This is a genomic window from Adlercreutzia mucosicola DSM 19490, from assembly GCF_000422625.1.
Lineage (GTDB): Bacteria > Actinomycetota > Coriobacteriia > Coriobacteriales > Eggerthellaceae > Adlercreutzia > Adlercreutzia mucosicola.
Genome location: NZ_KE383895.1, coordinates 314365 through 339049 on the forward strand (window position 1 = coordinate 314365; position 24685 = coordinate 339049).

General features: G+C 65.0%; 20 protein-coding genes. 19 read left to right on the forward strand and 1 reads right to left on the reverse strand.

Features of this window, described 5'->3' with window-relative positions; translation table 11 throughout:
* The first annotated feature begins 1 nt into the window (after position 1).
* From G503_RS0112365 to dxr, 9 genes are all read left to right on the forward strand, one after another.
* Entirely contained in the window at positions 2-709 is a 708-nt protein-coding gene (locus G503_RS0112365; protein WP_235715568.1) for a histidine phosphatase family protein, read from the forward strand.
* Positions 710-926: 217 nt separating this feature from the next.
* Positions 927-2492, forward strand: coding sequence for a S1C family serine protease (locus G503_RS15245; RefSeq protein ID WP_051191266.1), 1566 nt, complete (start codon positions 927-929; stop codon positions 2490-2492).
* Between the two features lie 747 nt (positions 2493-3239).
* The gene (locus G503_RS0112375; protein ID WP_028027805.1) at positions 3240-3983 is read left to right on the forward strand and encodes an RHS repeat domain-containing protein; all 744 of its coding nucleotides are present in this window, start codon (positions 3240-3242) and stop codon (positions 3981-3983) included.
* Entirely contained in the window at positions 3949-4698 is a 750-nt protein-coding gene (locus tag G503_RS15250) for a hypothetical protein (RefSeq protein WP_051191268.1), read from the forward strand. The genes G503_RS0112375 and G503_RS15250 overlap by 35 nt, the downstream gene beginning before the upstream one ends.
* A 163-nt stretch (positions 4699-4861) precedes the next feature.
* Positions 4862-5578, forward strand: coding sequence for a UMP kinase (pyrH, locus tag G503_RS0112385; protein ID WP_028027806.1), 717 nt, complete (start codon positions 4862-4864; stop codon positions 5576-5578).
* Positions 5579-5645: 67 nt separating this feature from the next.
* Positions 5646-6209, forward strand: a complete 564-nt coding sequence (gene frr / locus G503_RS0112390) for a ribosome recycling factor (protein WP_051191270.1) — start codon at positions 5646-5648, stop codon at positions 6207-6209.
* 181 nt (positions 6210-6390) lie between these two features.
* Positions 6391-7170, forward strand: coding sequence for an isoprenyl transferase (locus G503_RS0112395; RefSeq protein WP_028027808.1), 780 nt, complete (start codon positions 6391-6393; stop codon positions 7168-7170).
* Positions 7171-7461: 291 nt separating this feature from the next.
* A complete protein-coding gene (locus G503_RS0112400) occupies positions 7462-8328 on the forward strand; it encodes a phosphatidate cytidylyltransferase (RefSeq protein WP_051191308.1) in 867 nt (288 codons plus the stop codon).
* 42 nt (positions 8329-8370) lie between these two features.
* Positions 8371-9633 (forward strand): 1-deoxy-D-xylulose-5-phosphate reductoisomerase, encoded by a 1263-nt coding sequence (gene dxr / locus G503_RS0112405; RefSeq protein WP_035023100.1) that lies wholly within the window; start codon positions 8371-8373, stop codon positions 9631-9633.
* Positions 9634-9686: 53 nt separating this feature from the next.
* Here the strand turns inward: dxr and G503_RS0112410 are convergent, their stop codons facing one another.
* Positions 9687-13496: a VaFE repeat-containing surface-anchored protein gene (locus tag G503_RS0112410; protein WP_028027811.1), complete on the reverse strand. Its 3810-nt coding sequence runs from the start codon at positions 13494-13496 to the stop codon at positions 9687-9689.
* A 487-nt stretch (positions 13497-13983) separates the two neighbouring features.
* On the opposite strand from G503_RS0112410, the gene G503_RS0112415 reads away from it, so the two are divergent.
* The 10 genes from G503_RS0112415 (at position 13984) to G503_RS0112460 (ending at position 24676) form a co-directional block, all read left to right on the forward strand.
* Positions 13984-15093: a site-2 protease family protein gene (locus G503_RS0112415; protein ID WP_028027812.1), complete on the forward strand. Its 1110-nt coding sequence runs from the start codon at positions 13984-13986 to the stop codon at positions 15091-15093.
* A gap of 103 nt (positions 15094-15196) precedes the next feature.
* Positions 15197-16321 (forward strand): flavodoxin-dependent (E)-4-hydroxy-3-methylbut-2-enyl-diphosphate synthase, encoded by a 1125-nt coding sequence (gene ispG, locus G503_RS0112420; RefSeq protein ID WP_051191272.1) that lies wholly within the window; start codon positions 15197-15199, stop codon positions 16319-16321.
* A complete protein-coding gene (locus G503_RS15255) occupies positions 16318-18078 on the forward strand; it encodes a proline--tRNA ligase (protein ID WP_084636637.1) in 1761 nt (586 codons plus the stop codon). Before ispG ends, G503_RS15255 begins: the two co-directional genes overlap by 4 nt.
* 240 nt (positions 18079-18318) lie before the next feature.
* Positions 18319-18933, forward strand: coding sequence for a helix-turn-helix transcriptional regulator (locus G503_RS15260; protein ID WP_051191274.1), 615 nt, complete (start codon positions 18319-18321; stop codon positions 18931-18933).
* Positions 18934-19239: 306 nt separating this feature from the next.
* Positions 19240-19662 carry a phasin family protein gene (locus G503_RS16605; protein ID WP_028027814.1) on the forward strand — a complete coding sequence of 141 codons (423 nt, stop codon included), beginning with the start codon at positions 19240-19242 and terminating at the stop codon, positions 19660-19662.
* A 251-nt stretch (positions 19663-19913) separates the two neighbouring features.
* Entirely contained in the window at positions 19914-20666 is a 753-nt protein-coding gene (gene rlmB, locus G503_RS0112440; RefSeq protein ID WP_028027815.1) for a 23S rRNA (guanosine(2251)-2'-O)-methyltransferase RlmB, read from the forward strand.
* 15 nt (positions 20667-20681) lie between these two features.
* Positions 20682-21224 carry an NYN domain-containing protein gene (locus G503_RS0112445; RefSeq protein ID WP_028027816.1) on the forward strand — a complete coding sequence of 181 codons (543 nt, stop codon included), beginning with the start codon at positions 20682-20684 and terminating at the stop codon, positions 21222-21224.
* Positions 21225-21428: 204 nt separating this feature from the next.
* Positions 21429-22412, forward strand: a complete 984-nt coding sequence (locus G503_RS15265) for a helix-turn-helix domain-containing protein (protein ID WP_035023103.1) — start codon at positions 21429-21431, stop codon at positions 22410-22412.
* A gap of 378 nt (positions 22413-22790) precedes the next feature.
* Complete coding sequence (locus G503_RS16135; protein ID WP_235715569.1) at positions 22791-23723, forward strand: helix-turn-helix domain-containing protein; 933 nt, start codon at positions 22791-22793, stop codon at positions 23721-23723.
* On the forward strand, positions 23720-24676 hold the full coding sequence (locus G503_RS0112460; protein WP_028027817.1) for a DUF4097 family beta strand repeat-containing protein: 957 nt from the start codon (positions 23720-23722) through the stop codon (positions 24674-24676). The genes G503_RS16135 and G503_RS0112460 overlap by 4 nt, the downstream gene beginning before the upstream one ends.
* Positions 24677-24685 lie beyond the last annotated feature (9 nt).

A 24685-nucleotide genomic window follows, 5' to 3' on the forward strand; every position in this document is an offset into this window, starting at 1 on the left:
TGTGGCGGTTACCTTCTATTTCGCGCGCCATGGGGAAACTCGGTTCAACGTGGAGAACCGCATCCAGGGCTGGTGCGACTCGCCGCTGACGGACGCTGGCATCTGCGATGCCCGTCGCCTGGGTCGCGGCCTGGCCGACGTGGCGTTCGCGGGCGCCTATGCCAGCGACCGCAGTCGCGCCCAGCGCACCTTGGCCCTGGCGCTGGAAGCTCGCGAGGACGCGCGCCGGTCGCTGCCCGAGCTGTCGGCCGCGGGGGTCTCTGTGCCAGCGTGCTGCGACGAGCGCCTGCGCGAGTGGTGCTTTGGCGACTTGGAAGGCGAGTCCTCGCAACGCCTGCGCGACCGCCTGTTCGACCTGTTCGGTGACCACCTGTCGCGAGAAGAGCAGAATCGGCGCCTGAACGAGATCGCCGACTACCTTCACGCAACCGACCCCACGGGCCGCGCCGAGGATTTCGCCGCTATCACCGCGCGGCTGGATTCGTTTCTGGATGACTGCGCTCGCGCGGTCGAGGTCCGCGGCGGCGGCAATGTGCTGGTGGTGTCCCATGCCCTGCTCATCCGCACGCTGATATTCCAGTACGATCGCGGGTGCGTTGCCATGCCGTCCAACATCGGGAACGCCTCCATCACCAAGGTCCGCTGGGAAGATGGGGCCATCACCCTGGAAGAGGCTGGCGCCACTGGTCACCTGGATCGCGCGGTGTAGGGCGGCCGGATCCTCGGGTTCCGGCCCCGCGTTCCACGCGTCATGGGACGGCCGTGTTGTACGGGATTCTCGTGCGTGCAGTTGTGGTGCGCGTACATCAAATGGTGTATCTCCGTGACGCAAGCGTGACGATGGGATGCCAGCATGGTGGATTCTCCAAGGAGCGTGCTAATGTTTGCTTCAACGTAACTGAAAGACCCTCTTAAAGGAGGCTTCAATGACTGAAACAAACGGCACTCCCCTTCCGGGTGGACATAGCCCGCAGCCGGGCGGCCAGCCCGGCCAGCCGCATCCTCAGCCGACCCCGCTGCAGCCGACGCAGCCGGCCCCTGCGGCGGCCCCCGGCGTCCATCAGCCTTACGGCGCGCCCCATCAGGCCCAGCCCGGGGTGGGCGCGGGCCAGTCCCATGCCGGCCAGCACGCCTATGGGGCCCAGCAGCCCTACGGCACCCAGACCTACGAGGCCGAGCCAGTGGGTCATCCCCAGCACGAGGCCCAGAAGGGTTCGGGCGGCAAGACCTTCCTTGTCGCGTTCGCGGGCGCGCTGGTGGCCTGCGTGCTCGCCTTCGGCGTATGGGGAGCGGTGGGCGCCGTGACCGGGCGCGATGCCGCGGTGGTCACCGATCCGAACACCGGCCAGCCGACGACGGTGATCGCTCCCAACGAGGATGCCACCCTGGCCGAGACTGTGGCGGCAAAGTGCCTGCCCTCGGTGGTGGCCATCGAGGTGTACGCTGCTCCGCAGGCTGCCAATCCCAATTCCTTCTACGGCTACGACTTCGGTTTCGGCATGGAAGGCCAGGGCGGCCAGGAGCTGCAGCTGTACTCCCAGGGCTCGGGCGTGGTATTGACTGAGGACGGCTACATCATCACCAACAATCACGTGGTCAGCGGCGGCGCGGCCTTCAAGGTGACCGTGGCCGGCGAGACCTATGACGCCGAGCTGGTGGGCGCCGATCCGTCGTCCGACGTGGCCGTGCTGAAGGCCAAGGACGCCAGGGGCCTCACTGTGATGGAGATCGGCGATTCCGATAATCTGACCATCGGCGAATGGGTCATGACCCTGGGCAGCCCCTTCGGTCTGGAGCAGTCCGTGGCCACGGGCATCGTGTCCGCCACGAGCCGTTCCCAGATCATGAGCGCCAGCGAGGAGAACCCCAACGGCGAGACCACCATCTACCCGAATATGATCCAGACCGACGCGGCCATTAACCCCGGCAACTCCGGCGGCGCGCTGGTGGACGGCGAGGGCAAGCTGATCGGCATCAACACGCTGATCACGTCCTATTCCGGCAACTATTCCGGCGTCGGTTTCGCCATCCCGGTGAACTACGCCATCAATCTGGCCCAGCAGATCATCGCCGGCGAGACTCCGACCCACGCCCAGCTCGGCGTGAGCCTGTCCACCGTGAGCGCGCAGGCGGCCCAGCGCTACGGCCTGCCCGTTGATTCCGGCGCCTACGTGGCCGGCGTGTCCGAGAACTCTGGCGCCGCGGCGGCCGGCATCGTGCCTGGCGACATCATCACCGCCTTCGACGGCCAGCCCGTGGAAAGCGCTTCCGATCTGATGCTGGACGTGCGTACCAAGAATCCTGGCGACACCGTAACCCTGACCGTGAATAGCGGCGGCCAGGAGAAGGAGGTCCAGGTGACCCTGGGCGACGACGCGGCGAGCCAGGAGGCCGCCAAGACCCAGCAGCAGTCGCTGGACGAGCCCCAGGGCCCCATGAGCATCGAGGACATGCTGCGCCAGTACGGCCAGCAGGACCGCGACGCCGCGTAGGTGGCGGCTGCGGCGCGCGAGCTGCGAGTCGGGTGTCCGTGGGCTGCGGACTGAGAGCCGAGAGCCGGATGGCCCGGGGCTGTGAGTCGCAGGCTGGGTGGTCCGCAGCCCGCAGACCGGATAGTCCGCGGCTGTGAGCCACAAGTGAGCAAGACCCGAAAGGCGCCCCCTGGGGCGCCTTTCTTCGTGCGGGAAGGGGTGATGGGGCGGGAAAGATAGAGAGGGAGCGATGCTGTGGGCTGTGGCGCAGGGAGGCGTGATGTGGCTGGCGATGGCGCGCGACGAGGATGGGGGGTGGGTAGGGCGCGGGCGGGCTAAAGCCCAGTCCTACGGGGGTGGGGGCGGAATTTTATTTCCTGTGTCTGAAAATGGCACTGGATTGCGAAAAGTAATCAGCACGGGCGCCCATTCCGAGCTTTATGGGGGAATTTGCCAAGTTGCGCCCCGAAATCCTGGCACCCGATTGCGAAAAGTAGTCGCCGGCGTTTACTTTTCGCAATCGAGCGCCACTTTGGGCGCTAAAACTTTGGAAAGCGCGAAGAGGCAATCACCTTCGGCGCTTTCTCGTCCGTCTAAAAATGAATGATGTTTTTCAAGGGCAGTGCTCCGTTTGGCTTGATGAGGTGGGGCGGTGACGCGTTCGACGCGTACGTTCTCCTACGACGCCGACGGGCGACTGGCATCCTTTGAGGAACGTTCGAAGGGCCCGCGCCAGCGCATTTCCGCGAGGACTACGAGTGGGACGCCGTGGGCAATCGAATCGGCTTGACCCATGCCGATTTGGCGTTGAGAGGAATCGAAAAGACCTCCTATCGCTATGACGATGACGACCGCCTGGCATCCGAGGTGGGATCGCAGGGGGTCACGTCCTATGAGTACGACAAAGCCGGCAACCTGGTGCGCAAGACCGCTCCCGATGCCGACCCGGTGGAGTACGCCTGGGCGGTGGAGAACCGCCTGGCGGCCGTGCGCCAAGGCGGCCGCGTGCTGATGGCTGCCACTTATGATGGCGACGGCAACAAGGTACTGCAATCAACGCTGTACCACACCGATGAGATACAGCGATCGGAACTGCCGGCAGATGCCACGGCTGCGGCGAGTGATTTCACGACGAGGTTGTTGTTCGGGACTGCGTTAAAACTGCCGCTGGCGGGGAAGGCGGTGAGTGCCAACGTGGGCACGGCAGCTGTGAACGCTGAGGATGCCCCCGATCGTAGTCGTTTCGGGCTGGTCGAGTGGTTCCTGTGGGGCGCCTCCCATTCGCTGGCTGGCAGCCTAGCGCCGGTAAGCCTGCCCGCGGGCATGATCACGGCCCTTTTAGCGGAGGCCGCCCTTTTGGGCCCGCAAGGCGGCTGTGATCCCGTGCCTGGCCGGGGCCTTCCGGCGCCTCCAGGTGTGGTGGCCCTGCTCGCCGAGGCGGGCGTGCGCCCTGCCGAGCTGCTGGCCATGGCCTCGGATGCGGAACCGCTACCCCTTAAATGCGCCCGATGACCAGGCGCCGGAGGCGGCGCAGCCCGAGGTGACCCCGACCGCCGGTGCAGAGGCGGACGCTTCATCCGAGGCCGGCTCCCTGGATGAGAACCGTGCTGAAATGGAGGACATGCTGAACGCAATGGCGCTGAACAACGTGACGGTCGATACCAAGATGGTCATCGAGGCCGGCGCAGATGGCGTGAACGGCAGTCAGACCTCGGACATTTTGGTGAAGGTGGCCACCGACTCGGATGATCCGCGGGCGTATTACCGCTACGACATGCCGGGCACCGAGCTGGATGGCGTAGAGATGTACGTGACTTCCGCGCAGCTTATCGCCGTGGCCGACGGTACGGCGGTGGATACGGGCTCCGACCAGGCGGAAATCGACGCCCTGCTGGCCAGCAGCTCCGACCTGACGAGCGCCCTGGTGCCCATCCAGAATGCGACGAGCATCGAGAAGACCGAGGCTGATGGCACCACGACGTTCCACGTGGTGTCCGATCCTGCGGCCCTGAGCACTCAGCTTCCGACCGACGGCTTCGACGGCTATACGTCCTACGAGGCCGACTACACCTTCGACGCCGATGGGAAGCTGCTGGCGATGACGATGAAGGCTACGGGTACCGCCGATCAGAGCGGTACCGAGGTCCAGTTGACCATGACGACCACCACCACCTATTCCGACTACGGGACCACGGTGGTGGAGGACGCCCCCGAGCCTGTGCAGTAGCACCGGCGGCGACGGCAAACGCACGTGAGCATGCGCGGCCCTCTCCTTGCGGGAGGGCCGTCTTGTTTTTATCGGGTCTTGGGGCGGCGCCGTGTTGATGGCGGGGCATTTCGGGTACTATATATCCGTTTAGATAAAACCTGCCGACGAAGGGACTGGTTCGATGGCGAACGAATACAAGTACGATCGCGTTCTGCTGAAGTTGTCTGGCGAGGCGCTGGCTGGCGACCTTGGTTACGGAATCGATCCGAAAGTGGTTGATGACCTGGCAGAAGAAATCGCCGAGATCGTCCACGACGGCGTGCAGCTGGCCGTGGTGGTGGGCGGCGGCAACATCTTCCGCGGTCTGGCGGGTTCGGCTGAGGGCATGGATCGTTCCCAGGCCGACTACATCGGCATGCTGGCCACGGTGATGAACGCCCTGGCCCTGCAGGACGCCTTCGAGCGCCACGGCATCTTCTCTCGCGTGCAGAGCGCTATCAACATGCAGGAGGTGTCCGAGCCCTACATCCGCCGCCGTGCCATTCGCCATCTGGAGAAGGGCCGCGTGGTCATTTTGGCCGCCGGCACCGGCAACCCCTACTTCACCACCGACACCACCGCCGCCCTGCGCGCCTGCGAGCTGGATGTCGACTGCGTGATGAAGGCCACCAAGGTGGACGGCGTGTACGATGCCGATCCGACGACGCATCCCGAGGCCAAGCGCTTCGACCGCATCAGCTACATGGACGTGCTGAGCCGCGGCCTGAATGTGATGGACGCGACGGCCACGTCGCTGTGCATGGACAACAACGTGCCCATGATCGTGTTCGACCTGACGAAGCCCGGCAACATCCGCGCCGCCCTGCAGGGCGAGCCGGTGGGCACTGTGGTGGAATAGCCGCTCGGCGCGGCAGCAACGCAAGTTCGCAAGAGCCCGCCGGGCTCGGAAAGAGGAGGAAGACCCCATGGCAGATATCGACGAGATTTTGATGGGCGCCGAAGAGCGCATGGAGAAGGCCGTCACGGCGCTGAAGGACAACTTCGCCGGCGTGCGCACCGGTCGCGCCAACGCCATGGTGCTCGATCGCATCAAGGTGGACTACTACGGCGTGCCCACCCCGGTGAACCAGATGGCCGGTGTGAAGACCCCGGAGGCCCACCTGCTGGTGATCGAGCCTTGGGACAAGGGCGTGCTGCGCGCCATCGAGCAGGCCATTCTCGAGAGCGACTTGGGCGTGACCCCCAACAACGACGGCAACGTGATTCGCCTGCCCTTTCCCGCGCTGACCGAGGAGCGTCGCCGCGATCTGGTGAAGCAGTGCAAGACGTTCGCCGAAGAGGCGCGCGTGGCCGTGCGCAACGCTCGCCGCGACGCGAACACGGCGGTGGAGAAGGCCGTGAAGAACGACAACCTCCCCGAGGACGAGTCGAAGCGTGCCGAGGCCGAGATCCAGAAGATGACCGATCGGTTTGTCGCCGAAGTGGACGAAGTGCTGAAGAAAAAAGAAGCCGAGGTCATGGAGATCTAATTGGTTCCGTCGTTGCTGACGCAATGACGGGAACGCCGACGCTGCGGTTCCGACAGGCACCTGGCCGTGCACTTCAGGGCTTACCTTCGCGGCACGAAGGCCGCTCAGCCGCCCTTCAGCGCAATTCCGGGCACCTGTCGCAACTTCGCTGCCTTCCTTGGGCGAACTTGCGAGAAATGATATGGCTAAAAGTTTGGATTACATATTCCCGAACCCGCCGGAGGGGCTTGACCCTGCGGCGCTTGATCTTGCGCGGGTGCCTGAGTCGGTGGCCGTTATCATGGACGGCAATGGGCGCTGGGCGAAGAAGCGCGCGCTCAATCGCCTGCGCGGTCACAAGGCCGGCATCGAGGCCGTGCGCGAGACCATCCGCTGCGCGTCGGATTTGGGTGTGAAGTACCTGACCATCTACTCGTTTTCCACCGAGAACTGGAAGCGGCCGGAAGACGAGGTTGTGGGGCTGATGGACCTGTTTGCCAAGACCATGCTGGCCGAGGTGGACGGGCTGCACGCCGAGCAGGTGCGCGTGCGCACCATCGGCGACTTGTCGCCGTTGCCCGCCGAGACGCGCGAGGCCTTCGATGAGGCCTGGGAGAAGACCCGCGGCAACACGGGCATGACGCTGGTGGTGGCGGTGAACTACGGCGGCCGTCAGGAGATTCTGCGAGCCTGCGAGGGCTGCATGCGCGAGGCGGTGCTGGTGGCCGAGGAAACCGGCGAGGTGCTGGCGCCGACTGCGGAGATGTTCGAGCGCGGGCTGTACACCTGCGGCATGCCCGATCCCGATGTGGTGATTCGCACATCGGGCGAGATGCGCGTGTCGAACTTCCTGCTGTGGCAGATCGCCTATTCCGAGTTCGTGGTCACCGACGTGCTGTGGCCCGACTTCGATCGCTATGAGTTCTTGCGCTGCCTGTTGGACTATCAGGGCCGCAACCGCCGGTTCGGAGGGGTGGCCTAAATGAAGGGCGGCATCTCGGAGGACGAGAAAAAGAGTCGGGCGCGTCGGGCGCGCGAGCGCTTGCGCCAGGGCGTGCCCCATCGCAAGCCCGATGGCGCGCGCTGCGCCGATGAGCGCGAGCGCATCGGCTTCGGCCTGTTGACCGAGAGCGACGAAGAGCGCGAGCTGCCGCCGTTGGCCTGTGACCCGGAATCGGCTCCGTGCGGGCCGCCGTGGCATTATGATTTATCGGAAGAAGAGCAGCAGGCACTTCAGGAGAAGCGCGAGACGCGTCAGCAGCAGCGCGACCGCTTGAAGCGTAAGGCCCTGGAGAAGACGCCGAAGAAGCTGAAGAACGCCTCGGATCTGCAGGTGCGCTTCCGCACGGGTGCGGTGTACACGGCCGTAACGGTGTTGTGCGTGCTGGCCGGCGATGTTCCCATGGTGCTGATGCTGATGGCCGTGGCGGGTATTTGCGCGGGCGAGTTCTTCTATATGCTGCGATCGGATGCGAAGCTGCCCAACGAGATGCTGGGCATTATCGCGGCGGTGCTGTACCCCTTAAGTGTGTATCTGGCGGGGCTGATCGGCGCTATGCTGGTGAGCTTGGCGCTGCTGTTGGCCTTGCTGGTGTGGTACGTGTTCTGGCTGCGAGCACGCATTCCCGATGTGGGTGTGAGCTTTTTCGGTGCGGCCTATACGGGGCTTCTGCTATGCGGGCTCATTGTGATTCGCGTTTCCCTGCCCGATCCCTGGGGCGGCATCATGGTGCTGTTGCTGTTCTTGAGCGTGTGGGCCAACGACGCCTTCGCCTATCTGGTGGGCAGCAAGATTGGCCGCCATAAGCTGGCGCCGCGCACGAGTCCGAAGAAAAGCTGGGAGGGCTTCCTCGCTGGGCTGATCGGTTCGGTGCTGTTCTGGTGCGCGATGTCATTCGTGCCGGGCGTGACCATGACTATCTTGCAGGCCGTGGCATTCGGCATGATCTCTGGGTGCATGGGCGTGCTGGGCGATCTGGCGGAAAGCCGCATCAAGCGCAACTCCGGCTTCAAGGACTCGGGCACCATCATGCCGGGTCATGGCGGCCTGCTCGATCGGAGCGACTCGCTGTTCCTGACTTCTATTACGGCGGCCATCCTGTTGGTGGTCGGCGGTTGCATTCCCTACGTCGTGTTCTAGGGCGACGGCGTAGGCCTGTTCCTTCGACTGAAAGGCTCTGCCATGGGCAAACGTCGCATTGTCGTACTGGGTTCCACGGGATCTATCGGAACGCAAACCCTTGATGTGGTGCGCCGGCACAGCGATGCGCTTGAGATCGTGGGCTTGGCCGTGCACGGGCGCATCGACGAGCTGCTGGCCCAGGCGCGCGAGTTCGGCGTGGATCACTTAGCGGTGGGCGATAAGGCGTTGGCTGACGACCCGCGCTGCGACGAGGCGCGGACGCTGGTGGGCGAGTTGGGGCGGCCGCGCTGCGAGGCGGGAACATCGAGCGAGCCCAGCTTCGGCGTGGGGCCCGGCGCGGTTGCGGCGCTGACCCAGCTGCCCGAGGCCGACGTGGTCGTGAACGCGCTGGTGGGCGCTGCGGGGCTTCAGGCGAGTTACGAGACGTTGGCGGCGGGCAAGGTGCTCGCCCTGGCTAACAAGGAATCGCTGGTGGTGGGCGGCGACCTGATCATGCCGCTGGCCGCGCAGGTGGACGCCCAGCGCCGCGCCGCCGGGACGGCTCCGGCAGTGGGGCCGGCCGGTGCGCTCATGCCCATCGATTCCGAGCACGGGGCCATCTACCAGTGCCTGCTGGGCGAGAACGCCCGCGAGGTGTCGAAGCTGTGGGTAACCGCCTCGGGCGGCCCTTTCCGCGGTAAGACGCGCGACCAGCTGCTGTCCATTACGCCGGCCCAGGCGCTGGCCCATCCCACGTGGAACATGGGGGCGAAGATCTCCATCGATTCGTCGACCCTGATGAACAAGGGCCTGGAAGTGATCGAGGCCCATCACCTGTTCGCCATGCCCTACGACAAGATCGAGGTGGTGGTGCAGCCCCAGAGCGCGATCCACTCGATGGTGGAGTTCGCCGATGGATCGGTGAAGGCGCACCTGGGCACGACCGACATGCGCATTCCCATTCAGTTCGCGCTGTCCTACCCCGATCGCTGGGAGGCGCCGGTGGCTCCGCTGGACTTCCGCACCTTGGGAACCTTGGAGTTCGCGGCGCCCGATACCGATACGTTCCGATGCCTTGCCCTGGCGCGTCATGCTGGCGAAACCGGCGGCACGCTACCCTGCGTCATGAACGCCGCCAACGAGGTGGCGGTGGCCGCGTTCTTGGCCGAGCAGATCGGCTACCTAGACATCGCTGCCTGTGTGGAGGCCGCCATGGAGGCCCACGAGCGCGCTGGTGTTCAGTCCGTCGAGAGTATCGCCCAGCTGCAAGAGGTAGATGCCTGGTCGCGCGCCACGGCCCAGTCCTGGTGCTGTCGCCGATAAGGCAAGGTCAGCGAAGGGGAGGGGTTAGCGGCCTCCCCTTCGTGGGATGCCTTTTATTTGGGGCGGTTGCGGCGGGCGGCGTAGGCGATGACGGCGGCTCCTCCGGCTCCCACGGCGAGTGCGGCGATCGTCCAGGTGAGGGGGTCACCGGTTTGCGCAAGGGCGGGACGGCCCGGCTCCGCACTGCCTCCCGTGGGCGGCAGGGGCAGATCGGGATAGGCGTAGGCGACAGTTTGCCCCTCGTCTTCCAGATCGGCGTGCACGGCCAGCTCACGGTCTTCGTAGTACAGCGATTCGAAGACGACGAAGGTCGTTCCGTCGAGGTTGGCGCCGGGGATGGTGATGGCTACGTCGGCGGCACCTTCAGAGGCATCGGGGACGAACGCTTGCTCCACGGTGACCACGCGATCGTCGACGGTGTGGGGCTCGCCGGTGTCCTTGTTCATCAGCAGCGCGATGAGGCGGTACTCGTGACCCGGTACCAGGCCTTGGTACGTGACCGTGTCAACGATGGTGACCTCTTCGGCGGGCAGTCCCTGATGCGTGCCGCTTTCCTGATCACGGGCTGTGGTGGCGATGGACACGGGGTTCACCGTGATGGTCTGCTGGCGATCGTCCAGGTCGTGGTGGCGGGCCACTTCCCGGCCTTCCTGTGAAAGCGTTTCGAAGACCACCAGTTCGGTGCGTTCGGCAAGAGCGCTTCCGTCGAAGGAGATGGTCACGTTCGTGTAGCCGTTGTAGTCCTCGGGAGCGAACGTGGTGGAGGCGGTAACGGGATCGCCCTCGACCAGGAAGGGTTCGCCCGTCGCCTTGTCCATGAGGGCGGCTTCCAGGGTGTAGGACTCGCCGGGGGTAAGGCCGGTGTAGGTGACGCGGTCGATGATGGTCGCGGTCTCGTTTGCGCTGATCTCGTTGTCGTAGGGGTCGTGGGTGGTGCCGTCGTAGGCACTCGTGCGAATGGAGGGCTTGCCCGCGGCGGTGTTGTTCAGCGTGCCCAGATCAACCACGAGATTGTCATCGGTCTCGTCGATGACGACTTCGTCGCGGATCATCTGGAAGAGGGCGTTGGCGGGGCAGGGCAGCTCTTCAAGCTCGTAGGTGTCGAAGGGCAGGGCGCCGTACTGCTCGTCGATGGGCGCGCTCTGGCCGTTTGAGGCGAGGCCGAACCAGGTGCCGGCGCTGGCATCGAGGGCTTCCGTATCAAGGGTAAGCGGCATGCGGAAGCTGCCATCCTCGGCGCGGAACTGGGCATCATTGCCGTTGGTGTTCTCACCATGGGGATGCGCTGGCGTTGACTGGGTAGAGGCCATGCCGTTCTTGTCGGTGACGATGATGTGCCACTCGCCCGTCGTCTTCGACGTGAGCTTGAAGGGGATGCCGGCGAGCTTGGCGGCCCCGTCGGCGCGCTTGAGGAACGATAGATCGCCCCGGGCCACGCGGTCGGTGACCAGGTCGCCGTCTTGCTCGGCCTCGAACGTCTCGATGACTTCGTTGTTGTGGTCGGCATCGGTGATGTGGCGCACGCGGATGGTCTCGTCGAGCAGATACCCCTCGGGGGCCTTCACCTCTTGGATGGTGTAGGTGCCGATGGGCATGGCGATGCGCCCGTCAGAAAGCCGATAGAAGGGCGACCCGCTGACCTTGTAGGGCAGCTCGGTCTCGTTGCCGTGCCTGTCGGTGTGGGTGAAGAACGATTCAGCGCGGTCGAGCAGGAACGAGCCAGTGTCGTCGGTGCGCACGATCCAATGGGCGCGGGGCTCCAGTGCGCTGAGGGACTCGACGGTTCCCCCGTTCACGTCGTAATAGTTGATGCGGAAGTGGGCGTCGCCCAGCGTGGCCGCTCCCTGGGGCGACGCTTCCTGGGTTTGGTCGTCTTTCTTCTGCAGCATGATGGAAAGCGGGTTGAGCTTCGCCTGATCGGTCACGCTGGCGGTGTTCACGCGGGTAACGATCTGATCGCTAACCACGACAGGGTAAACGCGCGGGTCCAGGGCGAAGCCTGCCTGGGGGCGCTTCGTCTCCTTCACCCAGTACGATCCGATGGGCAGCTTGTCGGCGCGGGCGTAGCCGTTGCCGTTTCCGTCCAGGGCCGTGGTGATGCTGCGGACCGGTTGCAGACAGGCGGCGTCGGCGAAGATGCCATAGGTGGCGCCGGCGAGCGTGTAGCAGTTGTTGCCCGTGGTGAGGTCGGGGTTGTTCGACACCTTGAGCAGGTCGATGGAGCCCGACTGCGGGACGTCTTCGAAAGCGATGGAGCAGATGTCGTCATCGTTTTCGGCCACGGGAACAGAAAGGGTCTTGATCTGATCGGAAAGCCGGAAGCCGGGCGGCGCGAACAACTCAACGACAAAGTAGTCCGCCGCTTCCACATCGCGCACGACGGGGCTTGATCCGTCGTTGCCCGTGACCAAGGTGACGTCGGCGTTGGCTTCGGCCCACGCCTGGGCCTCTTGCCACGTCTTCCAGGGGCGTCCCTGGGCGTGGTCGCGGGCGCTTTGGCTCGCGGCTTCATCGGTGAAGGCGGCGAAGACGCCCTGGGCGAGGGAGTAGTTGCCGTTGGCGTTCGAGATGGCGGGATCGGTGGACACCTTCGTCAGCTGCACGTTCCCTCCGTGGGGCGGGGCGGCCACCATGTACCCGACGATATCCTGGAACGTGTTGCCGGTTGACCCCGACTTGGCGTCGAACTTGTAGAAGAAGATATACCACCCCGCATATTGGGTTTGCGATCCGTTGTAGACGCCCTTGAAGGTGATGTAGCTGTCGCCGCCGGGAATGGGCAGCGGCGTGCCGGCACCGTTGTTGATGTCGGACGAGCCGCAGCCGCCGCGGGCGAGAGCCTTGCGGTCGGGGGAGTGGCCGGGCAGGTAGCCGTCGTCCTGGTATCCGTATCCCAGGGTGACGGGGCGGTCGACGAAGCTGGTGCCGCCTTTGGAGGAGCCGAACTGGGCATCGGCGCCCAGGCGCGCGGCTATGGTCTCGGCCAGGTAGGCTTCTACGACTTCGTCGTAGGAGGAGGCCGATGTGTCGAGCACGGGGGCGTTCCAGTCGGTATCCGAAGATGCGCCGCCCGTGAACTCGCGATGGGTGCCGAAGAAGGCCCCGAAGCCGTAGGAGCCCACCCAATGGGAGGGGAATCCATAGGCGATCTGCTTCTCCGTTTGGTCGCGGTCGAACTCCTCCAAGCGGGTATAGGGGTTTAGCTGGTAATGGGCATCGGGCTGTCCTGGAAAGGGAACCGAGCGGAGCGGCTCGCCGGCAGCAGCGAGGGGCGACGTGGCCGGTGCTTCGGCTGCGGCCTTCAGGGCCTCGATGTCCGATGCCATGGTGGTCTGGCGCCCCTCGTGCTCAAGTTGCACGGCGTCGGTGATGAGCTGAGAGGTGATGAAGCGGTCGTAGGCCGCATGGGCCGGCGAGAGCCAGAACACGATGGCCAGCTCGCCGAGGCGCTCCTCGAATCGGGCGGGAACACTGACAATGCCGGCTTCCTCGTCGTAGAAGCAGTCGCCCGTGATGTCCTGCTGTTGGTTGTTGAAGGCGGCGTAGCGGTCGTACACGGCGAAGCGCAGGTTATCGCGGAAGTCGAGCGCGGCAGAGCCGTCGCCGACGGCAATGAGCAGGGTGTCACCCTGGCGCACGGCCGATGCCTCGTACGAAGTGAAGTCGACGGTTTCTCCCCGGGCATCCTTGAAGTGCAGGAGCACGTTGACGGGAGATGACGGCGGTGCCGCCTCGGCTTGCGGAGGCGCGCCTGCGGAAAAGGGCGCAAGGCCCACGAGCAGCAGGAAAGCCAGCAAAGCGCTCACCAGGGTGCGTATGCTTCGGGGCGCGCGGTGGACGGGGGCAGAATGGCTGCGGTTCATGGGGACTCCTTTCTGCGCTGTCCGGGCAGCGCGTTGCATGGCAAAAGGTCAGACGGCTGGCTACTGGCGGAGAGAAGGGCGTTGGAGAGTGAATGCCAAGGGGCCAGCCGATCTGATGGGCTCTACTGTAGACCCGGGGAACCGCAGTTCTGTCTCGGGAACCGCCGTCGCAGCGCCGTCGCACGACCGTCTGCCAGCCGTCGCGATATCGCACGTCAGCCGCGGGGGCGGGGGCTCGGCCGCCGCACGCGATTCGCCTGGGAGCCGCTTTTCGCGGCGGAGTGCCCCGTATCGCTGTGACAAAAACGCATCAGCCAAAATCTCGGGCAACTGTGAAGTGGCCGTAGGGGCCTTGTAGTTATTTCACGCAGCAGCGCGGCCGCGGCATCGGCGCATCCGGCGGCCTCTTTATAATGGCTGCGACAAACGAGCCGCATGAACAGGGCGGCATTTTCGGATTTCATCTCTCGATCAAGGAGTACCGTTCGTGGATTTTCTCTTTATGCTGGTGTGCGCTGTCATCACCATCGGCTTTCTCGTGTTCATTCACGAGGGCGGCCATTACCTGGCGGCTCGCGCCTTCGGCGTGCGCGTCACCGAGTTCATGTTGGGTCTGCCCGGTCCGTCGGTGGGCTTCACCCGCGGCGAGACTCGTTTCGGCGTGACAGCGGTGCCGCTGGGCGGCTACGCGAAGGTGTGCGGCATGGAGGCTGGCCCGCTGCAGCCCCATCTTCAGGAAGTGCTGGCGGCCCTGTATCGCCGCGGTACGGCCAACATGGAGGACGTGGCCCGCGATTGCGGCATCACTGATGATGAGGCCTACGAGGCCCTGGAAGAGCTGGTGGAGTGGGGCAGCGTTATGGGCCCCACGAAGGCCGATCCGTTCAACACCTATCGCGCCCCGCGCGTGACGCCCAGCAAGCGCGCCGTGAAGAAAGCCGCCGCGGCCGGCGCGCCGGCGCTGCCGAGCTACGAATTGGGCGAGGCGCGCCCTGTGCACGATGAGCGTGTGCTCTACGAAAGCGAGTACCACCAGCAGTACCGCTCGCTGCCCTTCTGGAAGCGCTCGGTCATTCTGCTGGCCGGCATTGCCACGAACCTGCTGTTCGCCATGCTGGTGTTCATCCTGGTGTTCTCGGTCATCGGTTTTCAGGTGCAGCACCCCGAGACCGGCGAGATCATGACCATCCACGCCTCGGTGCTGCAGGCGCTTCAGGCCGGCTTCATGTACATCGGCATGGTGGTGCAAGCGGTAGCGGGCCTGTTCAATCCCGCGACGGCGGCCCAGACGGTGTCCGACTCCACGTCCATCGTGGGCATCGCCGTGATGTCGAAGGACTTCTTCCAGCAGGGCCTGATCCAGGGGCTGGAATTTATGGCCATGATCTCGGTGTCGCTCGGCATCATGAACCTGCTGCCCATCCCCCCGCTGGACGGCGGCCGCTTCGTGGTGGAAATCTTCCAGAAGGGCACCCGCAAGACGGTGTCCCAGAAGGCCATGAACTATATGTCCATGGCCGGTATGGCGTTGTTCCTGGGCTTCTTCGTCATCATGCTGAACCAGGATATCCAGCGCTTCGTCTTTGGAAATTGGTAAGCCCTGCCGCGCACGGCGAAATGGATGATGTATGGGGACGGCCTGCGGGCCGTCCTCGGCTTTATAATGGTGGAATCAGTTTCGTTCTCAGTAAGGAACGCCTATGAGTGATGCATTGAAGCCCTGCGCTGTCGGGGCTGTTACGACGGCCGCGGCTGGCAATGAGCCCTCCAAGCCCCACGCCCGCACGCGCCGCGTGATGGTGGGCACGGTTCCCGTGGGCGGCGGGGCGCCGGTGGCGGTGCAGAGCATGCTGAACGCCGCGCCCGACGACGTGGAAGCCAACCTCGCGCAGATAGAGGCGCTGGCGGAGGCCGGCTGCGAGATCGTGCGCATGGCCATCCCGCGCCGCGCCTGCCTGGACGCCTTCGAGGCCGTGTGCGCCGCGTCACCTTTGCCCGTGGTGGCCGACATCCACTTCGACGCGCGCATCGCCATCGAGGCGGCTCGGCGCGGAGCGGCGAAGCTGCGCATCAACCCGGGCAACATCGGGGGCCTGGAGGCCACGCGCGCGGTGATCGCCGCCGCGGCCGAGGCGGGCATCCCCATCCGCATCGGGGTGAACGCCGGCTCGCTCGAGGATGCCCTTGCGGCCCGCGACGACCTCACGCTGCCCGAGAAGCTGGTGGCTTCGGCCACCGAGTACGTGCGCTTCTTCGAGGACGAGTGCGACTTCCGCGACATCGTGGTGTCGGCGAAGGCCCACGACGTGCAGACCACCATCGACACGTACCGCCTGCTGGCCTCCGCGTTGCCGCAGGCGCCGCTGCACATCGGTGTCACCGAGGCGGGCACGGCCTTCCAGGGCATCATCAAAAGCGCCTGCGGCCTGGGAGTTCTTCTGGAAGAGGGCATCGGCGACACCATGCGCATCTCGCTCACCGACGACCCAGTGGTGGAGGTGCGGGCCTGCTGGACGCTGCTGGGCTCGCTGGATCTGCGCCGCCGCGCCCCCGAGCTCATCAGCTGCCCTACCTGCGGCCGCTGCCAGGTGAACCTCATCGGCCTGGCGCGCGAGGTGGAAGAGCGTCTCGCTACCGTGAGCAAGCCGGTGAAGGTGGCCGTCATGGGTTGTGTGGTGAACGGCCCGGGCGAGGCCGCCGATGCTGATATTGGGGTGGCTTGCGGCGCAGGGTCGGGCGTGGTTTTCTCCCATGGTAAAATCGTTCGAAAAGTTCCCGAGTCAGATATCGTGACCGCCCTTATGGAAGAGTTGGAGACCCTATGACCCAGATTCTGCACATGAGCAACCTGTACGCTCCCACCCTGAAGGAAGATCCGTCGGACGCCGACATCGCCAGCGCGCGCCTGCTTCTGCGCGCGGGCATGCTGCGCAAGACCGCCTCGGGCGTGTACACGTTCTTGCCGCTGGGCTGGCGCGTGCTCCGCAAGATCGAGGATATCGTGCGCGAGGAGATGGACGCCGCCGGTGCCCAGGAGATTCTCATGCCGGCCCTGCAGCCGGCGAAGCTGTGGCACGAGAGCGGCCGCTGGGACGACTACGGCCCGGAGCTCATGCGCCTGACCGACCGCCACGACAACGAGTTCTGCCTCGGGCCCACCCATGAGGAGCTCATCGTGGACTTGGTGCGCAATGAGCTGCGCTCCTACAAGGAGCTGCCGGTGAACCTGTACCAGATTCAGACGAAGTACCGCGACGAGATTCGTCCCCGCTTCGGTCTTCTGCGCTCCCGCGAGTTCATTATGAAGGACGCCTACAGCTTCAACGCCTCTCAAGAATCGGTGCAGGAAACCTACGACGCCATGGGCGAGGCCTACAAGAAGATCTGCGACCGCTGCGGTTTGGAGTGGCGCGAGGTGGAAGCCGACGGCGGCCAGATCGGCGGCAGCGTGACCGCCGAGTTCATGGCCCTGGCGGAATCAGGCGAGGCCGAGCTGGTGTACTGCTCCTGCGGCTATGCGGCCGACGCCGAGGCTGGCGCCTGCCTGGCCCGCCCCACGCTGTACGAGGTAGAGGCCATGGAGAAGATCGCCACGCCCGGCGTGCACACCATCGCCGAGCTGGCCGCGTTCTTGGACATCCCCGAGTCCTCCACGGTGAAGGCCCTGTCCGGCAAGGACGCCGAGGGCAATCTCGTGTGCCTGTTCATCCCCGGCGACCACGAGCTGAACGAGCTGAAGATCGAGGGCGTGGTGCCCGGATTTGCGCTGCTGACCGATGAGGAGATGAAGGACTTCGGTCTGTGCAAGGGCTCCATGGGCCCGGTGGGGCTGCCCGAGAGCGCGCGTGTTATCGCGTGCGCGAGCCTGCAGGCGGTGCCCCAGTGGGTGGTCGGCGCCAACGAGGACGGCTTCCACTATGTGGGCGCCCGCCTCGGTGAGGACTTCTCGGTGGACGAGTGGGCCGACCTGTCTACGGTCAAGCCCGGTGATGGCTGCCCCGAGTGCGGGCTGCCCCTCGATGGGGCCCGCGGCATCGAGGTGGCCCAGATCTTCCAGCTGGGCGACAAGTACTCCCGCGCCATGGGCGCCACGTTCATGGACGAGGAGGGCAACGAGGTTCCCTTCTTCATGGGCTGCTACGGCGTGGGCATTTCCCGCACCCTGGCTGCCATCGTGGAGCAGCACAACGACGAGCACGGCATCATGTGGCCTCCGTCGGTGGCTCCGGCGCAGGTGTGCGTGGTGCCGCTGACCGTGGGCGACGACGAGGTGCAGCCTATGGCTGAGAAGATCGCGCGAGATTTGGCCGAGATCGGCTTCGAGGTGGTCGTTGATGACCGCGACGAGCGCGCCGGTGTGAAGTTCAACGACGCCGATCTCATCGGCTGGCCCGTGCAGATTGTCGTGGGCAAGCGCGGCCTGAAGGAAAACAAGGTGGAAGTGAAGCTGCGCCGCACCGGCGAGAAGAAAGACGTGTCGCTGGACGTGTTAGCCGAGCTCATGGGCTTCGCCCGCCGCGCCATGCGCAACAACACCCATACGGGTGCCGGCTACGGCAGCTTCGACGCCATTTTCAGCTAGGAGCGAGGCTTTTCAATCAGAGGGAGACCCCGGAAGGCAGCCTATGCTTTCCGGGGCCTTTCTTGTTTCGTGCCGAATGGACGCGAAATCTCTGCGCGTCGAATGGTGGTAAAACACCAGTTCAGAACCTCTGTCAAAGACTTTTGGCAGGGGTTTTTCATTGGATGGGGGGCCATGTCAAAGAGTTTTGGTGGTAGGGTGACACCCGTCATGTCACTCTGATTGCGAAAGGACGGAACAGTGGAGCTGAAGGAGTCGTTGAAGGAGCATCGGGGCCGTCTCGGCTTGTCCCAGGAAGAATTGGCGGAGCGCATTTTCGTGTCGCGCCAGACCATATCGAACTGGGAGACCGACCGAACCTATCCCGATGTGCAGAGCCTTCTGTTGCTAAGCGAGCTGTTCGAGACGTCCATCGACGAACTCGTGAAAGGAGACGTGGCAACTATGGAGAAGACCATCAAGGAAACTTGGAAGACGATGATGAATTGGGCGCTGGCGGCCTGGGGCTTGGTGGCCGTAGGATTCATCTGCCTGATTGTGGGATTCCTGCTGCCGACGGGGCCCTCGTCGCTGGCGGCCAACTGCACCGAGGGCGAGGTGCTGGGTATCGTGCTGTTCGTGGCCTTCTGGATCATGGGCCTTATCGTTATCAACAAGGTAGAGATCATGAAGAAACAGAATGATCTGGTGACCTACCGGGAGATCGTCGCCTTCTCCAAGGGCGAGGAACCGGAGGCCGATGAGCAGGCGTTCAGCCGTCGCCATCCGGCGCTGTCCAACGGCCTGAAGCTGTCGGTGGGCGCGATTTCTGGTTTCGTGGTGGCGCTTGTCGTGATGAAGATGTTCCTGGCGTAAGCGATAAGTCGCTTTTTGGCTTGGAATCAACGATTTGGGGGACGATGGGCTTCCTTTTGCTGGGCTGGGTAATACGCCACCTGGGAAAACAGGGACTGTGGTATTACAGAAGGCCAGTGGAGGTGCCTTTTCATCCCCGAAACCGTCGATTCCAAGCCAGTTTTCCGCACCCAATGGTCAGTAAAGATGATTTGACCGATCAGCATTTGACGGAGCGGTAACGCTGCCGCTTTGCGGGCGCGGGAGGCCTCCGCGTGCCCCTATAGTGAAAGGGCGCGAGTAGGAAGCTACGATAGGAGGCCGAAGATGACTGCTCTCACTGATGGGTTCAAGGACGTGTTCCTGGCCGGTGTCGGCGCGATGGCACTGGGGGCGGAGAAGTCAAAGGAACTGGTGGATCAGCTGATCGCCAAGGGCGAGATCACCGTTGAGCAGGGCAAGGAGATTAACGCCGAGCTGACTCAGCGCGTGGGCGCGGCGGCCGATCAGGCGAAGGCCACGGCGCAGGCCGATGCGGCCGATTTTGCGACCACGCTGAAGCACGACATCCTGGAGGCCCAGATGGCCGTGATGACGCCTGAGGAACGCGAGCAGTTCGCTGCCAAGGCGGCCGAAATCGCCGCTCGCGACAACGCTCCCAGCCCCGAGGCGATCTCTCAGGCTCCCAAGCCCGCAGACGCGGTCAAGGAAGAGGCCGATCCCTACTTCAATGGGATGGAAGGCAACTAGGCGGCGATACCGCTCTCTCTTAAGCTAAAGAGGACCCGCTTGATTGAACCGCCCCCTTTCCCTGTCTAGGAAATGGAGGCGGTGCATAGGCGGGTCCTTGTCGTTGGGGCGATCGCATGGCGGTCGGCTGATGCTGGCGGCAGGGTTCCGTGGCGCTTTGGCGGTCGTGGGCTGTCAGTCCCGTGGCAGGCGGGGCTTCCGTGGTACACTGGGCAGTTGTTAAATGGCGACCGCGTAACGAAAGCGAGCTCATGGCTGATTTCATCGAAGGTAAGCGTCCGGTAGTCGAGGCGCTGCGCACTCATGTGCCCCTGAAGTACATTCTCATGGCCGACAACCTCAGCGCCGGCGACGGTATTGTGCGCGACATCCAGCGCAAGGCAAAGAACCTGGATGTGCCCATCAAGAAGGTTTCGAAGAAGAAGCTGGACGAGATCTCCGAGCGCGGCAGCCACCAGGGCGTCATGGCTGAGGCCGCGCCCTTCGGCTACGTGAACGTGACCACCATTCTGGAGGCGGCGGAGAAGTCGGCGGCCGAGCACAACGGCCGTGCCCTCATCGTGGTGCTCGACCACATCACCGACGCTGGGAACCTGGGCGCCATCGCGCGCTCGGCCGAGTCGGTGGGCGCGGCCGGCATCGTCATTCCCAACAAGCGCGCCGCCCGGGTGACGGCCGCCACCTACAAGAGCTCGGCTGGGGCCATCTCCCACATTCCCGTGACCCAGGTGGCCAATATCACGAGCACGCTGGACCGCCTGAAGGAGGCGGGCTTCTGGGTAGCCGCCGCCACCGAGCACGCGAGCGACTACATTTGGAGCGCGAACCTGAAGGGCAAGATCGTGCTTGTGATGGGCAACGAGGGCGAGGGCGTGTCGCGCCTGGTGCTGGAAAGCTGCGACTTCGGCGTGAAGCTGCCCCAGGTGGGCGAGATTTCCAGCTTGAACGTGGCCCAGGCATCCACCGCCTGCATGTACGAGTGGCTTAGGCAAAATTGGGCCTAGCTTGCAGGTGGGAATGTGGCGAAGCAACGGAAGAAACTGCTGATCGTCGATGGGTACAACGTGCTGCGGTCGGGCAGCCGGTACCGGTGGCAGCCGCGGGCCGACGAGGACTACACCGACGACTTCTTCAACACGGCGCGCGAGCGGCTCATCAACGACGTGGTGAACTTCGCGGGGCGCGACATGGGCGCCGTCATCGTGTTCGACGCGGGCGACAACGAGCTTTCCCAGGGAAGCCGCACCAAGGTGGGCGGCGTGGACGTGGTCTTCTCGCCGGCGGGGCAGTCGGCTGACAAGGTGATCGAGAAGCTGGCCTACGATGCCGGCAAGCGCGGTATCGAGACCATGGTGGTCACGAGTGATGCGGCCATTCAGGACACGGTGTTCGGCGGTGGTGTGGACCGCATGAGCGCCGAGGGGTTCTCTCATGAGATGGGCGAGTACGACGAGGACGCGCGGCTCGACGACACCCCGAAGGTGGCCCCCAAGCGCACGGTGGCCGACCGCATTCCCTCCGATACCTTGGCGAAGCTGAAGGCGCTGCGCGACAAGAAGTAGATGGCGGCCGGCCAGCATCGCGGTGCTCGGCGGTGGGCGCCTTCGGTGGTATTCGCGCAAGAGAGGGCAGTGTTTTCCCAGCTCAGGCATTCCGCAACCAATAATTGCGGGAAATGACAACGGGAATTGGTCGCGCGGGCTGCGGCGTTTCGATAGGCTCGGAGGCAGTCGAGGAAGGCAAACGCAGAAGAAAGGGACCACACCATGAACGTTGAGATTGCCGAGCGCCTGGCCGCGCGCCGCAAGCAGGCAGGGCTGTCCCAGGAGGCCCTGGCCGAAAAGCTGGGCGTATCGCGCCAGGCCGTTTCCAAGTGGGAGCGGTCGGAGTCGTCGCCCGACACCGACAACCTCATTGCCCTGGCGAAGCTGTACGGGGTGTCGCTGGACGAGCTGCTGTACGTGGACGACGCCATCGCCGACGATGTGGCCTTCGAGGCGGCCGACCGGGCCGCGGGCTGCCAGGGCGCGGCTGGCATGGCGGCTGGCGGGAGCGCGGCGGGCGCGGCTGCCGGCGATGCTGCCGCTGGCGGCGATGCTGCCGCTGGCGGCGCAGGCGAACCTGCGGCCAATATCCGCGACAATGCGTCGTTCGGCCTCGACGGACTCAACTTCGAGAAGGAAGGCCGAGGGCACGTGCATGTGGGACCCGACGGCATTCGCGTGAACGACGGCAAGGATCACGTGCTGGTGAGCTGGGCCGAAGGTGTGCACGTGCGCGACCGCCACGGTCAGGAAGTGCACGTGGGCTGGGACGGCGTGCGCGTGAACGCCACCGAGCCTGGGGCCGCCGACCGCATCTTCGAGCGCGCCTCCTTCGACGACATCGATTCCGACTTCGCCAAGCGGTGGATGAAGTTCCCCTTCTGGGGCATCGTGCTGGTAGCCTACCTGTTGCTCGGCCTGGTGAGCGGCGCGTGGTGGCAGGGGCTGTTCCTGCTGTTCCTCATTCCCGTGTACTACATTGTGGGCGCGGCCATCGTGTCGCGCCGCGTGGCGCCCATGCTCTGCGGCCTGTATCCCGTCGGAGCCACGGCGTGGTTCTTCTGGATGGCCTTCGTGGTGGGCCAGTGGCATCCCGCGTGGGTCATCTTCCTCACCATCCCACTTGCGGAGATGATCATCGTGAAAACCTCCGAGCGCTGGCACCGCCGCTGGAATCGCGAGGCCGTTGTCGAGGAGCTGTCTTAGACGCGTGCCGTGCCGACGGCTCGAAGAGACGACGTTGCGCCGAAGCCGACCGTCGCCCTTCCCAAACGGGCCGCTGTTGCTCCGAGCGAGTCTCCGCTGCCTCGAACGGGTTGTTGTCCCGCAGTCGGACGACACCGCCTTCCTTCAGCGCTTGGGCACCCCCGGTTCCTCGGAACGCGGGGGGCTTTTCTTTGGTATGCTGGTATCGTTGAGAAAGTGACTGGCATTTTCCCAGGTGGCATATGGGGCAACCGCTGGTTGTCGCGACAATGTTCCGCGGGATTTTGAAATTGACCACAAAGGGTGCTGGTGCAACTTCCGGGGAAACCATAGGGTGAAAGGCGAGACGTGACAACACGCAGGACACGAAAGGGAACCATGATGAACGTGGAGATCGCCCAACGCCTTGCCGAGCTGCGCCGCGAGCGTGGTTTCTCCCAAGAAGGCTTGGCCGAGCAGCTGGGACTATCGCGCCAGGCCGTATCGAAATGGGAGCGGGCCGAGTCGGCGCCCGATATGGGGAACCTCATTGCCTTGGCCGACTTGTACGGCGTGACGCTCGACGAGCTGTTGCGCGTGAGCCCCGAAGTTGAGGAAGACGTGCGCTACGAGTCACAGGAGCGCGCCGAATCGGCCGAGAGCCAGGCGGCGGAAGCGGCCGAAGCGGCCCGCGCGGCGGCCGAGCGCGCCGAGACGGCAGCCGTGGCGGCCTCGGCGGCTGCCGAGAGCGATGGCGCCCAGAAGGTGGTCGTGGAGGTGAGCGCCCCGGCGCCGGGGGTCGGAGCGAGCGCGGGTGCCCGCGGGGTCGGTGCAGCCATGGGCGCTGGCTCGATGACCGGCGGTATGCCCGGGATTGCCGGTGCGCCTGCTGCGCCGCCTTATCCGCAGGCCGCTTCCCCTGGCGGACCGTCAGTGCCGGGCGGCATGCCGGGTGCGGCAATGCCCGGCTACGGCGCTCCGCAGGCTCCCGTGCCGCCAGTGGGGGCAGCACCTTTCGGGGGCTCAGCCCCAATTCCCCCGGCGGCTGCGGTGCCCATTGCGCCGCCCGCGCCGCCCGCGCCGCCCCAACCGAAAGACCCGCTGCGCAGCTTTCCCTACCCGCTGCTGTGCGCTGTGCTCTTCTTGCTGGCCGGCTTCTGCTTCGGATGGTGGCATCCGGGCTGGATCATCTTCCTTACCATTCCGTTCTACTACTGGATTGTGGGCACGCTGGAATCCGACCCCGCCTACCGCGAATGGGTCGTCGAGCGAGGGCGCGCGGCGCAGGATGCGGCCCGTGAAGACGCCTCGTCTGAGGGAGGTGCCCGATGAAGCTGGCGACGAGCACCTGGGTGAAGATCGCGCTCATCGGGCTTCTGTGCCTGGGTGTGTGCGGATGGCTCGGCGGCTGCGGGCGGGGTGTGTGGTTCGCGAGCTCGCCGCTGTGGCCCGGCGGTGTGCTGGGTTGTGCTGGCATCAACGCCGTAGATGGCGCGCTATCCAGCCTGGCCCAGCCTGGCAACTACGAAACCACTACCGAGGGAACCCGCTTCGAGGCGGATGCCTCCGAGGTGAGCACCATCGAGGTGAATTGGCTGGCTGGCTCGGGGCAGGTGCGGGTGGCGCCCGATAGCGAGACGGGCGGCAAGGTGATCGTGGAGGAGACGGTGCGCGGTGGCTCGTGCCCCGTGATGGTGTGCGAGGTCGAGGGCGGCATCCTGTCCGTTTCCTACATGGAGGGCCATGGCGGCCTGTCCGGATGCTCGCAGAGCTGGTTCGGCCAGAAGGACCTGACGGTCACGGTGCCCGCGTCCCTTGGCGAGAAGCTGGAGCTGTTCGGCTTGGAGGCGGCTTCGGGCCGCTATACCGTGGAGAATCTCAACTGTGGTGAGCTGGAGCTGGGCGTGGCCTCGGGCGAGGTGGATATGACGGGGCTTGCGGCCAAGCGCGCGGAGCTCAGCGTGGCGAGCGGTCGGGTGCACGTCCAGGGTGCCATCACCGAGAACATCGGCCTCGACCAGGCATCGGGCGACGTGAGTCTCTCGCTGCCCGACGCGGCGCCTGCGGAGGTGACGGGCAGCATGGCCTCGGGCTCGCTGACGTTGGAGCTGCCCGCCGACACGCAGCTGGCGGCCGAGGTCGACAAGACGAGCGGCAACTTCAACAACAACCTGGGCGACGGGGCGGCCGACGCGCCGGGTACCGGCGGCGAGGCCGGGGTGCCGACGTGTTCCCTCGACTTCGACATCTTAAGCGGCAGCTTTACGATTAACCCAGCTGAGTAAAGCTTCGTG